Source organism: Rhodococcus sp. NPDC127593 (assembly GCF_042671975.1).
GTDB lineage: Bacteria > Actinomycetota > Actinomycetes > Mycobacteriales > Mycobacteriaceae > Rhodococcus_F.
On sequence record NZ_JBHXWI010000012.1, the window covers coordinates 140729 to 154774 of the forward strand.

Genomic DNA, 14046 nt, shown 5'->3' on the forward strand with positions numbered 1-14046 from the left:
TCAGCTCGCCCGCAGAACCCCGAGAGCGTCCTCGAGATCCTTCGGGTACTTGGACGTGATCTCGACCCATCGCCCGTCCGCGGGATGCGCGAAACCGAGCGACCGGGCGTGCAGCCATTGCCGCTCCAGCCCGAGACGTTCCGCCAGCCGCGGATCGGCCCCGTACGTGAGGTCGCCGCAACACGGGTGCCGCAGTGCGGCGAAGTGGACGCGAATCTGATGCGTCCGACCCGTTTCGAGGTGGATGTCCAGCAGACTCGCCGCCTGGAACGCTTCGACCGTGTCGTAGTGCGTGATGCTGGGCTTGCCGTCCGCGGTGACGGTGAACTTCCAGTCGTTGCTGCGGTGCCTGCCGATCGGCGCGTCGATGGTTCCGCTGCTCGGATCCGGGTGACCCTGCACCAGCGCGTGGTACCGCTTGTCGATGGTCCGCTGCTTGAATGCGCGCTTGAGGAGTGTGTAGGCGCGTTCCGACGTGGCCACCACCATCACTCCGGACGTGCCGACGTCCAGCCGGTGCACGATGCCCTGGCGCTCGTGCGCACCGGACGTCGAAATCCGGAAGCCCGCGGCGGCGAGACCGCCGATCACCGTCGGACCGGTCCAGCCCACGCTGGCGTGGGCGGCGACCCCCACCGGTTTGTCGACGGCGACCACGTCGTCGTCGGCGTACAGGATTTCCATGCCCTCGACGGGTTCCGCCTCGATGGTCAGCGGACGCGGCGGTTCGGGCAGTTCCACCTCGAGCCAGGTGCCTGCAGACAGGCGATCCGACTTGCCGACGGGAGCGCCGTCGACCAGCACCGAACCTTCCTCGGTGAGCTGAGCCACCGCGGTACGCGACAGACCGAGCAGTCGAGCGAGGCCGGCGTCGACCCTCATCGCTTCGAGCCCGTCCGGGACCGGCATCGACCGTGTTTCCCTCACTTCTCTACCCCCTTACGTGTTCCGTCCGGTTCCAGCCCTATCAGTGTGAGCACGACGAGCAGGATCGCACCGCACACGATGCCGGAATCCGCCACGTTGAACACCGGCCACCAGCCGACGGAGACGAAATCGACGACGTGACCCTGCATCACTCCCGGTGCCCGGAAGAACCGGTCGACGAGGTTGCCGAGGGCGCCCCCGAGTACCAGCCCCAGACCGAGCGCCCACCACGGCGACCGCAGCGTGCGGCCGATGCGGACGACACCGATCACCACACCCACGGCGACGAGCGTGAGCAGCCAGGTCATGCCGGTGGCCATGGAGAAGGCCGCACCCGGATTGCGCACGAGCCGCAGCGAGACGATGTCCCCGATCAGCCAGACCGGCCGGCCGGGCTCGATATTGGCGACGGCGAGGATCTTCGTCAGCAGGTCCGTAGCCAGGACGGTACCTGCGATCACGAACAGCAGCAGCCTGCGCTGATGCTTCACCGGCTCGGGCGCTGCGGTGCCGGACGGGTCACCGTCGTTTCGGTCTTCGGCGTCGGTCTCGTTCTCTGCCGTGGGGTCTTGACTCACCCGTTCATCATCCACTACGGAGGCAAGCCTCCGTTCACGCGCTCCCGCGCGCACTAACCTGGGGGCGTGCCACTGTTCTCGAAAGCTCTGCGACCCGGATTCTGCCTACTCGCCGCAACCCTCTCCCTGGTCGCTCTGACCGCCGGGTGCGGAGGTGACGGCGACTCCTCGGAGTCGAACCCCGCAGGGTCCACGTCCACTCCCGCCGAAGTGACCGTCCCGATCTCCGCCACCACCGTCGAACTGATCCAGCCCGGCGAGGAGCCGCGCGACATGATCCAGCGCAGACCGCCGGTGGGGGTCACGCAGCAGGTGCAGCTGACCACCGACGCGCAGGTGTTCCAGCAGATCGACGACCAGCCCGCCCAGGACTTCTCCTCACCCGAGATCACACTCCCCCTCACCGCCGCCGTCGGGCAGGCCACCGACGACACAGACGGCGGCACCACCGTCGACCTCACTCTCGGTGACGTCACCAGCCCCGACGACCGCCTCGGCAGCGCGCTCGAAGCCAGTGCCGGTTCGGGCGCCGGCTTCACGGTCGACCCGACCGGTGCGATCACCGCGCTGCGACTGCGACCGGACGCCGAGGCCCAGGACATCGCCCGCTCCGCCATCGAGCAGGCGTTCTACCAGGCCGTGTACCGCACGGTCCCGTTTCCGGCGGAACCCGTCGGTGTGGGCGCCCAGTGGACGATCCGCCAGCAGGTGATGAGCGGCATCGCCCTCGACCAGACCACGGTGGCCACCCTGACCGCCCGGGACGGCAACCGCCTCACCGTCGACTACACGATCGACCAGAAGCCGAAGTCCCCCGTCTGGGAGCTGCCCGGGGAGGCAGGCACGCTGAACGTCGACCAGTACGTGATGCAGGGCTCGGGCACCATCACCGTCGACCTCGGCCTGCCGCTGCCGGTGACCGGGACGGTGACCGTGGGCGGTGACCAGGAATACAGCGACCCCGAGGGCGCCACCCGCCTGCACCAGACCACGTCGAACTCGGTCCGGTGGGGTTCCTGATGCGCCGCGGACCCGTCGCCGCCTCCTGCTCCGTGTTCGCCGTGCTCGCGCTGTCGGCGTGCTCGTCGAACGCGTCCGGCGACGCCGACGCCACCGCCTCACTCGCGCCGCTCGGACCGGTGGTGACCGCAGCGCCGGGGTCGGCGGGCACACCGTTCGCCGATCAGGCCGCACTGAAGGCGGCTCTCCTCGACGTCGGCGACCTTCCCGTCGGATTCACCCCCGTGCCCGATCCCGAGGACGATCTCGGGCTGCCTCCCGCGTCGGAGTCGACGGACTCCGACAAGTCGAGCACGAATCCCGCGGAATGCGGCACCGTACTGTCGCCCGTCACGGACCAGCCAGCGGGCGCAGTGGCGTCGGCGTCCGGCTGGTTCACCGGCCCGGACTTCGCGACCATCGACCAGGACGCGGCGAGCTACGGCACCGGCGCCGACGCGTCCCAGGCCTTCGCGGCGGTGCAGGACCGGCTGACGGGATGCACCGAGTACACCGGCACGGACGCCGACGGCGTGCAGGTGCAGTACCGGGTCGGCGGCCGCGAGCAGCAACCCGCGGGTGATGCGTCCGTGGCGTTCCGGCTCGTCACCACCAGCGAGGGCGTGAGTCTCGTCTCGGACGTGGTGGTCGTCGTCGTCGGGAGCACCGTCACCCAACTGGTCGCGACGGGCCAGGATCCGATCGACGCCGGCGTCTTCGACGACCTGACGAGCACCGCCGTGACGAAGCTCGCGCCCGCACCCGCCGGCTGAACCGACCAGGCCACGAACGACCGATGCCGGTGTCCCCGAGGGGACACCGGCATCGGTGCGAGAACGCGGCGATCCGTCAGGACCGCGCGGTTCGGCCCGGAATCAGGCAGGGCATGCAGGCGAGGTCAGCTGCGCGAGCGACACGATCTGGCATGCGGTGATCTTCGACAGCTTCCATGTTCCGTTCTCGCCGGGAACGAAGATGGCCGGAACGCCACCCTGCTGGACCTGGCCGTTGACGGTCAGCTGCAGCTGGCCGCTGGCGGTGCCGTCACCGTTGTCGATGACCGGGTCGAGAACGGTGACCTCGGCGTTGTTGGCCTTGGCGGCGGCGGCGACCTGGTTGATGAGCTGCGGATCCTGCTCCGAGCCCTCGACCATCGCGGACTTGACCTCGAGCGGCGTGGCCGGATCGAGGCCCTGCACCAGAAGCGCGTTGAGATCGGCCGCGGTGGGCACCTCGATGGCTTCCGAGGTCTCGGCAGCTGCGGAAGTCGTCGTCGTGGTCTTGGTCGCCGTGTCGCTCTCGTCCGAGCCACACGCAGACATCGTGAGGGCTGCGGCGATTGCTACTCCGGCAACCGTGATCTTACGAAGCTTCAACTCAATAACCTCTTCATTCTCGGTGTTCGTTCTCGGACGATCTGAGCATCTATCGCTACCCGGGCCAACATTACCCAAGGGTAAGCATCAGCGCCCGAGGCTACCTTCTCGTGGAGCCGGTCTCCACTCCTTCGTCCGGGCGGGAGGTCCGGTCACTCGAGAGAGCCTTCCACATCGGCCCGTTCGAGTTGTACGTCGTCGTCCTTGAAGGTCCGCGCCTTCCCCGGACCCGTTGTGCGCGTTTCGAATCGGACGGTCACGACACCGTGGCCGGCCCCCTGCACCCAGCCGTGGCCGAAGTCCGGGTGCGTCACGTCGAGACCGGGATGCCACCGCGTGTCGATCGCCCGGGCGGGTGCGGGAACGGGCGCGGAGAGGCCGTCGTCGGCGCCCGCCTCCGTGATCTTCGACTCCTGATAGCCCGGGACGTCCAGGTCCAGTTCGGGGAACAGCGAGCCCTGGCGGACCGTCGACAGTCCGGCGAATCCGACCCCGACCAGACGCACCGGCCCGAGTTCGAGCGGATCGATCACCTGGCGCTGCGCCGCCGCGACGAGGATCTGACGGTCGAGCGTCGCGTAGGGCAGCGTGACCGAGCGCGTCACGATGCTCATGTCCGCCTTCTTCAGCTTCAGCACCACCGTCCGCGCCGCCCGGCCGTCCTTCTGCAGGCGCACGAACGCGGACGCCGCGCTCGACTCGACGGCACCCCGCAACTCCGCCATCGTGACGATGTCGGTGGCGAACGTCGTCTCCGCGCTGACCTGTTTGGACTCGGCGCGTTCGGCGACGGGCCGATTGTCGATGCCCTGCGCCAACCGGTGCAGGCCCGGTCCGACCGTGGTGCCCAGAATCGACGCCACCTCCGATTCCGGGGTCCGCGCGAAACCGCCGATGGTCTCGATGCCGAGCCGCTTCAGCTTCTCCTCCGCGACCGGGCCGATGCCCCACAGCTTCCGCACCGGGAGCTCGTCCAGCACCGCATGCTGCTCGTCGGGGGGAATCACCGTGATCCCGTCGGGTTTGGCCAGACCGGACGCGATCTTGGCCACCTGCTTGCCCGACCCGGCGCCGATGGACGCAACGAGTCCCGTCTCCTCGAACACCAGAGCGCGCAGTCCCTCGCAATAGCGTTTCACCGTGCCCGCATCCGCCCCGGCCAGCTCGGTGGGTTCGCCGAACGCCTCGTCCATCGACAGTTGCTCGAGCACCGGCATCGGACCGCGGAGGGCGTCGAACACGGACTTGCTCAACATGCCGTAGAGGCGGCCCCGCGGCGGCAGCACCACCGCGCCCGGACCGACGAGTCTGCGGGCCTGATGCATCGGCATGGCAGAACGCGCGCCGAACACCCGCGCCTCGTAGCTGGCCCCGGCGACGACACCGCGGCCGCCGAGACCTCCGACGAGAACCGGGCGGCCGCGGAGCGTCGGCCGGGTGAGCTGCTCGACCGACGCGAAGAACGCGTCCATGTCGAGGTGCAGCACCCACCGACGACTCACCTGGTGCAAAATACCCGCCCGGTCCGACAGGTCACGCCTTGGCGATCGCCGCCCGCACACCCTCACCGAGTTCGACGGCGTCGCCCGGCGCCTCGGCAAGTTCCAGTTCGACGGCGAGGATCTCGCCGGCGATCAGCTCGCGGTGCGCGAGCGCCCAGTCCCGCCGTTCCGCGGGCACGTCGAGGACGACGGTGATCCGGTCGGACACCTCGAGCCCGGCGGCGCGGCGCGCGTCCTGCAACTCGCGGATCCGGTCCTTCGCCCAGCCCTCGGCTTCCAGTTCCTCGGTGACCACCGAGTCCAGGACGACCAGACCGGCACCGTCGGGCAGGGCAGCCGTCGACTCCGGTTCGGCGGCGACCAGCCGCTGCGTGTACTCCTCCGGCAGCAACTCGATCCCCGCCGCGACGACGACGCCGTCCGAGTTCTCCGACCAGTCACCGGCCTTCACGGCCTTGATGACGGTCTGCACGTCCTTGCCCAGGCGCGGCCCCGCGGCGCGCGCGTTGACGACGAGCTCGAACCGGCCGTGCGCGTCCACGTCGGTGGTGAGGTCGACCTTCTTGACGTTGACCTCGTCGGCGATGAGGCCGAGGTACGGGCGCAGGCGCTCCGCGTCGTCGGAGGCGACGGTCACCTCGGGCAGCGGCAGCCGCACCCGGAGGTTCTGCGCCTTGCGCAGTCCCAGCACCGTCGAGCACACCGACCGCACCTCGTCCATCGCCGACACCAACTCCGGATCCGCCGGCAGCGAATCTTCGGTGCTTCCGGGTCGCTCCGCAGGTTCCGCTCCCGCCGGCCAGTCCGCGAGATGCACGGACCGTCCGCCGGTGAGCCCCCGCCAGATCACCTCACTGATCAGGGGCAGCAACGGAGCGGCGAGCCGGGTGACCACCTCGAGCACCGTATGGAGGGTGTCGACGGCCTCCTTGTCCTCGTCCCAGAAGCGCGAACGCGACCGCCGCACATACCAGTTCGTCAGCGCGTCGCAGAACGTGCGCAGTTCGTCGCACGCCCCGGCGATGTCGTTCGTCTCGAGCGCCTCGGTGATGACGTCCCGGGTGCCGGCCAGCTTCGCGAGGATGTACCGGTCCAGGACGTTCGTCGAATCCGTGCGCCACTCACCGGACGTCGGCGCATACAGCTGCAGGAAGCTCCACGCATTCCACAGCGGCAGAATCGCCTGCCGTACGCCGTCGCGGATGCCCTGCTCGGTGACGACCAGATTGCCGCCACGCAGGATGGGCGAGGACATGAGGAACCACCGCATCGCGTCCGAACCGTCACGGTCGAACACCTCGTTCACATCCGGGTAGTTGCCCTTGGACTTACTCATCTTCAGTCCGTCGTCACCCAGCACGATGCCGTGCGCCGCCACCGTCTTGAACGCCGGCCTGTCGAACAGCGCAGTCGCGAGCACGTGCAGGTTGTAGAACCAGCCACGGGTCTGCCCGTTGTACTCGACGATGAAATCGCCCGGGAAGTGCGTCTCGAACCAGTCCTGATTCTCGAACGGATAGTGCACCTGAGCAAACGGCATCGACCCCGACTCGAACCAGCAGTCGAGCACCTCGGGCACGCGCCGCATCGTCGACTTTCCGGTCGGGTCGTCCGGGTTCGGGCGCACCAGGTCGTCGATCATCGGGCGGTGCAGATCGGTCGGTCGCACGCCGAAGTCGCGTTCGAGCTCGTCCAGCGAGCCGTACACGTCCGTACGCGGGTAAGCCGGGTCGTCGGACACCCACACCGGAATCGGGCTGCCCCAGTACCGGTTGCGGCTGATGTTCCAGTCGCGGGCACCTTCGAGCCACTTGCCGAACTGGCCATCGCGGATGTGCTCGGGCACCCACGTGATGCCCTTGTTCAGCTCCACCATGCGGTCGCGGAATTCGGTCACCGCGACGAACCACGACGGGACCGCCATGTAGATCAGCGGCTTACCGCTACGCCAGCTGTGCGGGTACGAGTGCTCGATCGTCTCGTGCCGCAGCAACTTTCCAGCAGCCTTGAGGTCCTTGATGATGACCGGGTTCGCGTCGAACACCTGGAGACCCTCGTAGGGCGGCACCAGTGCGGTGAACTTGCCGCCCGGGTCGAGCGGCTGCACGATCTCGATCCCGTTCGCCGTGCAGTACTCCATGTCCTCTTCACCGAAAGCCGGTGCGAGGTGGACGATTCCGGTACCGGATTCGGTGGTGACGTAGTCGGCGGCGATGACGCGGTGCGCGTTCTCGTGACCGACGAAGAAGTCGAACGGCGGATCGTAGCGGAGGCCGACGAGGTCCGCACCCTTGTGCTCGGACAGCACCTCGGGCGAGTCCCCGAGCTCGCGGGCGTAATGCCCCAGCCGATCCTTGGCGAGCACGTAACGCTTCCCGTCGGCGCCCGTCACCTGGACGTAGTCGATGTCCGGGTGCACGGCGACGGCGAGGTTGGACGGCAGCGTCCACGGCGTGGTGGTCCAGATGATCGCGTTGGCGCCGTCGAGAGGTCCCTCACCGTGCAGCGGCATGTCGACGGTGACGGCGGGATCCTGGCGCATCTTGTACGCGTCGTCAAGCTTGGACTCCTGATTCGACAGGGGCGTCTGCTCGTACCAGCTGTACGGCAGCACGCGGAAGCCCTGGTAGATCAGGCCCTTGTCCCACAACTGTTTGAACGCCCACATGACCGACTCCATGAAGTCGAGATCCAGGGTCTTGTAGTCGTTGTCGAAGTCGACCCACCGGGCCTGCCGGGTGACGTAGTCGCGCCATTCCTCGGTGTAGCGCAGCACCGACTGACGGCAGTAGTCGTTGAACCGTGCGATTCCCATCTCGCTGATGTCGCCGGTCTTGATGCCGAGCTGCTTCTCCGCCTCGAGTTCGGCGGGCAGTCCGTGAGTGTCCCAGCCGAACCGGCGGTCGACCTTGTTGCCGCGCATGGTCTGGAACCGCGGGATCAGGTCCTTGACGTACCCCGTCAGGAGGTGCCCGTAATGCGGAAGCCCGTTCGCGAACGGTGGCCCGTCGTAGAACACGAATTCGGGGGCGTCGTCACGCTGGGCTACCGATGCCCGGAAGGTGTCGTCCTCGTCCCAGCCGGCCAGCACTCGCTGCTCGATCTCGGGGAACCGGACGCCGGCATCCTGTGCGACGCCGTAGTCGACCTTGGGGTAGGACTCGTTGCTGCTGGTCACGCTGCTGGTGTCGGTCACCGCGATCTCCTCGTGCCTGACGTACTCGGCACGGGGACGACGGAGACGCCTCCTGCGTCACCACCGCGGTACCACCCCGCTTGCACCCCGGAGGGCGCCACTCGGTGCCGGGCTGTGACGGGCCCACCCGTTCGGTTCTACTGAGCCGGCGTACCGGCCGTTCTTCCGAAGGCTCCCCGGTGATGGCCGGATCTACGCCGCAAAAAACTCGGTCACTGAATTGTTCGCTGAATGCAGTCTAGTCGCCACCGGCGTGCGGCAGCTCAGTCGGCCTCGTCGGATCCGGGCGTCGTGTCCGCGTCCCGTGCAGGACCGCGTTCACCGGGGACACCACTCGCGGGTTGCCCCGGCACGGCCGCCGCCTTCTTGCCCGCGAGGGCGCTGACGAGCAGCAGGACCGCTCCGGCGACGCACACTACGATGCATCCCCAGGCCCACACGACCGAACCGGTCATGAGAGCCACCACCAGGAGAGCGAACCCTACCGCTGCAAGAGCGAGTGTCACGACCAGCACGGCTCAACCTCTATCCGGGCCGCTGGCTGGGCAACTACCGCGCGCTCAGTCAGCTATTGCCCTTGGCGTAGGACTGGCTGTAATTGGACTGCGATCCACCCTGCGCGAACGAATCCTGACCGCCGTCCACCGGAACCGCGGATCCCCGCTGCTCCAGTTCCTCGAGCTGCGACTCCAGGTAAGACTTCAGGCGCACACGATATTCGCGCTCGAATGTCTTGAGCTGCTCGATACGACCCTCCAGCACGGAACGCTGCTGGTTGATCGTCGCCATGATCTCGGTGTGCTTCTTCTCCGCGTCCGCCTGCAGCGCGTCGGCCTTCTCCTTGGCCTGGCGCAGCTGGGTCTCGGAACGGGTCTGAGCGTCGGTGATCAGTGCTTCCGACTTCTGGCGGGCGTCCGCGACCATCGTCTCGGAACGGGTCCGTGCATCGCTGACCAGCTGCTCCGAGTTGGTGCGCGCGTTGCCGAGCAACTGCTCGGACTCGGTCTTCGCGTCGCTCGTGAGGCGGTCCGCCATCTCCTGGGCGAGACCCAGAACCTTGGCCGCCTGCATGTGAGCGTCCGCGCCCTGTGTGGGAGCGGCCGCAGCGGCAGGCGCCGGTGCGGGCGCGGGAGCCTTGGGCTGCTCGACGACGCGAGCCGGCTCCGCCTTGGGAGCGGGAGTCTGTGCTGCGGACGCGGAGCGTGGAGCCTTCTTCGCATCGGCGAGCTCCTTGTCGAGCTCCCCTACTCGCTGCCGAAGGTCGGCGTTCTCCTCGATCAGGCGCGACAACTCTTGCTCGACGAGGTCGAGAAACGCATCGACTTCGTCTTCGTTGTAGCCCCGCTTACCGATCGGTGGCTTGCTGAACGCGACATTGTGCACATCAGCGGGAGTCAGCGGCATGGAAGGATCCCTTCACGCGTCATTTGGCGGTCTAGCAAGCATTCAGTTACAGCGCAGTCTACGTAACGGTGAAACAAGACTGGATCAATGGGGTCCATTCTGTCACACCAGACCCGTAGCACGCGCTTGTCCCTGAACGATCGACATCAGGATGAAGACGATGAACAGCAAGACCATGATGGATAGATCCAACCGCACCCCACCGAGATTGATCGGGGGGATCAACCGCCGTAGCAGTTTGACCGGTGGATCGGTGACCGTAAAAATCGCTTCGAGAATGACGACCACGACGCCGGTTGGCCGCCAGTCTCGTGCGAAGGTCCGTACGAACTCGACAATGATTCTGCCGATGAGTAGCAGCCAAAAGACAAACAGTATCAAGTAGATCACCGAGAACAAGGCCACACCTTCACTCTGCCTGAGAATGTCCGGCCGATCAAAACGAGCCGCGTGGCCAGGGCTTTCTCCGCCACAGCCGCCGCGGCCCGCGTCGTTTCGGACGTTCGGATCCCGATGGTCGTTTTCCCCGCTCCGCGGTTTACTTCTGGCTGTAGAAGCCGGTTTCCGCGATGCGGCGACGCTCCTCGGCGGACACGTCGATGTCTGCGGGTGAGAGCAAGAACACCTTCGTGGCCACCTTGTCGAAGGACCCGCGCAGCGCGAATGCCAGCCCGGCGGCGAAATCGACGAGACGCTTGGCGTCGGCGTTGCTCATCTCGACGAGGTCCATGATGACGGGCGTGCCGTCACGGAACCGCTCGCCGATGGTCCGGGCCTCCCCGTAGTCGCGGGGGCGCAGCGTGGTGATCTTGGACAGCGGGCCGCCTTCGTCGAACAGGGGTCCACGACGGCTCTCCACCCGCTCCGACCGCGTGTCGACGGCCAGCGCGCCGCGGGTGCTGCCGCGCACAGCACCGCTCGCGCTGGGACGGGCCGACCGGACGGCCACGGGTTCGACCCGGGACGAGTGCCTCGGGCCGTCGTACCGGTCGAAGTCGTCGTCGAGGTCGTCCCGGCGGCCGGGAGCGTAGGCCGCCTTGCTGAAGGCCGGCTCGGCGAAGTCACGGTCGTCGCGGTCGAGGTACGGATCACGTCCACTGTCGCGCGCCGGTCGAGCAGGCCTGCGCGCAGGTTCCGGCTCGTCCAGGTACTCGTCCTCGTAGTCGTCGAGGGGAACCATGCCGAAGTAAGCCTTGAACTTGTGCAGACTGCTCATTGATCGACCTTCCTTGGCGCGGCGGACAGGGATCCAACTGCGACCGGTCGCAGCGGTGTGGACGGGCTGGCGATCACCTGGGCGATCTATTTCGAGGTTATAGGCCTCGAACCCAACAGCGCGGTTCCGACACGCACGCACGTCGACCCGTGTCGGACAGCGTGCTCGAGATCATTCGTCATGCCCGCTGAGAGTTCCGTCGCATCCGGATGGTCACGTCTCAGCCGCGCGTGTATCTTCTCCAGTTCCTCGAACGCCGCGTCCGGATCGGCATCGATCGGCGGAACCGCCATCAGCCCGCGGTACTCGAGTCCCGGCGACGACTGCACCTGCGCGGCAAGATGTTCGAGGTCGGCGATCGCGGCACCGCCACGCTGCGGATCCCCGTCCAGACTGACCTGCAGCAGCACCCGCAGCGGCTCGGGCCGCTCCCCCGCCTCGAGAGCCGCGGTCGCCGCGCGGCCGAGGGCGCCGACGAGTCGTTCGCTGTCCACCGAGTGGATGGCGTACGCCCAGTGCGCGACTGCCTTCGCCTTGTTGCGCTGGAGGTGTCCGATCATGTGCCACCGCACCGACGGGTCCGTCACCGCGGTACGGAACTCCGTGATCTTGGCCGTGGCCTCCTGCTCCCGTGACTCCCCGAATTCGCGGCACCCGAGGTCGTACAGGATCCGCGCGTCGGATTCGGGGAAGAACTTGGTGACGGGCAGCAGCGTCACTTCCGCGGGGTCGCGACCGGCGTCCCGGCACGCCGCGTCGAGCCGTGCGTGCACGGCGCCGAGCGCAGCCTCGATCTCGCCGACCCTGCTCATCGTTCCCACTCCCACACCGAATTCCTCGCCGCCGTCGGCGGTCGTCGTCACACGCTGTCTTGCCCAGTATCCATCCAGATCACCGCCGCGAGCCGACCGGTCGGGGCTTGCCGGCGATGACTGAACAGTGCCTGGTCCTCGATGGTGCAGCGCGGATCCTCCGCCACTCCCGCGACACCCGCGGCGAGCAGTTGCTTCCGCAGGCCTGCCCGCAGGTCGAGGCCGGGGGTCCCCTTGACGGTGCGGGTGGCGCTGCCGGGAAGGAACTTCTCGACGTCCGCCTGCATCGCCGCGGGGACCTCGTACTGTCGGCCACTCGCCGCCGGACCCAGGAACGCGCCGATCCGGTCGACCCGCGCCCCCTGCTCGACCATGACGTCGAGTACCCGCGGAACGATGCCGATGCGGGCGCCGATCCGGCCGGCGTGGACGGCGGCGATCACCCCGGCCTCGTCGTCGGACAGCAGCACCGGGACGCAGTCGGCGCTGAGGGTCGCGAGCGCGAGCCCGGGAACCGTCGTCACCAGCGCGTCCGTGGCGGGCACCGGCACGTCGGTGGGCCCGTCGACCACGGTCACGTTGCGACTGTGGATCTGCTCCATCCAGACCAGGTGGTCGAAGGCCACGCCGATGTTGTCTGCCAGTCGACGCCGGTTCGCCTCCACCGCGGCCGGATCGTCGCCGACGTGATCACCGAGGTTGAACGTGTCGTACGGCGCGACGGAGTGTCCTCCGACACGGGTGGTGACGACGCGGCGAACCCTGAAAACGGGGGTGGACGGCGAACTCAACGACGCATGAAGGAGGGCACGTCGACTTCGTCTTCACCCTCCTCGTCGGACACCGGCACCGCGCGGGACTGACCGTTTCCCGGAAGCGGCGGCAGACTGCCCGGACTCTGGTGGGAGCTGATCGTCTCGCGGGTCACCGACATCGGCTCGCTGTGCTGCTGCTCGGCCGAATGTCCGACCTCGCCTGCCCGCCCGGCTCCGATGGCGCTGCGACCGGCAGCACCCGACTCGACCGGTCGGCGGGCGGGGGTGCCGCCGTCGAATCCGGCGGCGATGACGGTGACCCGCACCTCGTCGCCGAGCGAATCGTCGATGACGGTGCCGAAGATGATGTTGGCGTCGATGTGGGCGGCTTCCTGCACCAGCGACGCAGCCTCGTTGATCTCGAACAGGCCGAGGTCGCTGCCACCGGCGATCGAGAGCAGCACGCCGCGCGCACCCTCCATCGACGCCTCGAGCAGCGGAGAGTTGATCGCCGATTCCGCGGCCTTGATGGCCCGGCCCTCGCCGCGCGAGGATCCGATGCCCATCAGTGCGCTACCCGCGCCGGACATGACGCCCTTGACGTCGGCGAAGTCGACGTTGATCAGACCAGGGGTGGTGATGAGGTCGGTGATGCCCTGGACACCGTTGAGCAGGACCTCGTCGGCGCTGCGGAACGCGTCCATGAGGCTGACGGCGGCGTCGCCGAGCTGCAGGAGGCGGTCGTTCGGAATCACGATGAGGGTGTCGCACGATTCGCGCAGCGACTGGATGCCGGTGTCGGCCTGGCCGCCGCGGCGCTTGCCCTCGAAGGAGAAGGGGCGGGTGACGACACCGACGGTGAGTGCTCCGAGCTTGCGCGCGATACTCGCCACGACCGGTGCTCCACCGGTACCCGTGCCGCCGCCCTCGCCTGCGGTCACGAACACCATGTCGGCGCCCTTGAGGACTTCCTCGATCTCGTCCTTGTGGTCTTCTGCGGCCTTCCGGCCGACTTCGGGATCCGCGCCGGCTCCGAGCCCGCGGGTGAGTTCCCGGCCGACGTCGAGCTTGACGTCGGCGTCACTCATCAGCAGCGCTTGCGCGTCGGTGTTGACGGCAATGAACTCGACTCCCTTGAGTCCCTGCTCGATCATCCGGTTGACTGCGTTCACGCCGCCGCCGCCGATGCCGACGACCTTTATTACGGCGAGGTAGTTGTGCGGGGGCGTCATCGGCTCTCGCCTTCCATGAGTGTGTATCACGCTTTCGTACAGATCAGTC

The 14046-nt window shown here is 67.8% G+C and carries 14 protein-coding genes; 2 read left to right on the top strand and 12 right to left on the bottom strand.

What is annotated here, in order from left to right; all coding sequences use genetic code 11:
* Entirely contained in the window at positions 1-909 is a 909-nt protein-coding gene (locus tag ACFVJ3_RS13775; protein ID WP_378452549.1) for an RluA family pseudouridine synthase, read from the bottom strand.
* A gap of 14 nt (positions 910-923) precedes the next feature.
* The gene (gene lspA, locus ACFVJ3_RS13780) at positions 924-1520 is read right to left on the bottom strand and encodes a signal peptidase II (protein ID WP_378452550.1); all 597 of its coding nucleotides are present in this window, start codon (positions 1518-1520) and stop codon (positions 924-926) included.
* A gap of 51 nt (positions 1521-1571) precedes the next feature.
* Between lspA and ACFVJ3_RS13785 the strand changes: the two genes are divergently transcribed.
* Positions 1572-2525: a hypothetical protein gene (locus tag ACFVJ3_RS13785; protein ID WP_378452551.1), complete on the top strand. Its 954-nt coding sequence runs from the start codon at positions 1572-1574 to the stop codon at positions 2523-2525.
* Positions 2525-3277 (top strand): sensor domain-containing protein, encoded by a 753-nt coding sequence (locus ACFVJ3_RS13790; protein ID WP_378452552.1) that lies wholly within the window; start codon positions 2525-2527, stop codon positions 3275-3277. The genes ACFVJ3_RS13785 and ACFVJ3_RS13790 overlap by 1 nt, the downstream gene beginning before the upstream one ends.
* A 102-nt stretch (positions 3278-3379) precedes the next feature.
* Here ACFVJ3_RS13790 and ACFVJ3_RS13795 read toward each other — a convergent pair whose 3' ends face one another.
* The 10 genes from ACFVJ3_RS13795 to ftsZ all read right to left on the bottom strand — a co-directional run bounded on the left by ACFVJ3_RS13795 (position 3380) and on the right by ftsZ (position 13997).
* The gene (locus tag ACFVJ3_RS13795) at positions 3380-3880 is read right to left on the bottom strand and encodes a hypothetical protein (RefSeq protein WP_073368297.1); all 501 of its coding nucleotides are present in this window, start codon (positions 3878-3880) and stop codon (positions 3380-3382) included.
* Between the two features lie 152 nt (positions 3881-4032).
* On the bottom strand, positions 4033-5367 hold the full coding sequence (locus tag ACFVJ3_RS13800) for a DNA polymerase IV (RefSeq protein WP_378452597.1): 1335 nt from the start codon (positions 5365-5367) through the stop codon (positions 4033-4035).
* 46 nt (positions 5368-5413) lie between these two features.
* Positions 5414-8578: an isoleucine--tRNA ligase gene (gene ileS, locus ACFVJ3_RS13805; RefSeq protein ID WP_378452553.1), complete on the bottom strand. Its 3165-nt coding sequence runs from the start codon at positions 8576-8578 to the stop codon at positions 5414-5416.
* Between the two features lie 263 nt (positions 8579-8841).
* Positions 8842-9093 carry a hypothetical protein gene (locus ACFVJ3_RS13810; protein WP_378452554.1) on the bottom strand — a complete coding sequence of 84 codons (252 nt, stop codon included), beginning with the start codon at positions 9091-9093 and terminating at the stop codon, positions 8842-8844.
* A 49-nt stretch (positions 9094-9142) separates the two neighbouring features.
* A complete protein-coding gene (locus ACFVJ3_RS13815) occupies positions 9143-9982 on the bottom strand; it encodes a DivIVA domain-containing protein (protein ID WP_378452555.1) in 840 nt (279 codons plus the stop codon).
* A 102-nt stretch (positions 9983-10084) separates the two neighbouring features.
* The gene (locus ACFVJ3_RS13820; RefSeq protein ID WP_005247609.1) at positions 10085-10387 is read right to left on the bottom strand and encodes a YggT family protein; all 303 of its coding nucleotides are present in this window, start codon (positions 10385-10387) and stop codon (positions 10085-10087) included.
* 133 nt (positions 10388-10520) lie between these two features.
* A complete protein-coding gene (locus tag ACFVJ3_RS13825) occupies positions 10521-11198 on the bottom strand; it encodes a cell division protein SepF (RefSeq protein WP_005574458.1) in 678 nt (225 codons plus the stop codon).
* An 86-nt stretch (positions 11199-11284) separates the two neighbouring features.
* Positions 11285-12010: a YggS family pyridoxal phosphate-dependent enzyme gene (locus tag ACFVJ3_RS13830; protein ID WP_378452598.1), complete on the bottom strand. Its 726-nt coding sequence runs from the start codon at positions 12008-12010 to the stop codon at positions 11285-11287.
* Positions 12011-12057: 47 nt separating this feature from the next.
* Positions 12058-12801, bottom strand: coding sequence for a peptidoglycan editing factor PgeF (pgeF, locus tag ACFVJ3_RS13835; RefSeq protein WP_378452556.1), 744 nt, complete (start codon positions 12799-12801; stop codon positions 12058-12060).
* Positions 12798-13997 (bottom strand): cell division protein FtsZ, encoded by a 1200-nt coding sequence (gene ftsZ / locus ACFVJ3_RS13840; RefSeq protein WP_378452557.1) that lies wholly within the window; start codon positions 13995-13997, stop codon positions 12798-12800. Before ftsZ ends, pgeF begins: the two co-directional genes overlap by 4 nt.
* Between the last annotated feature and the right edge of the window lie 49 nt (positions 13998-14046).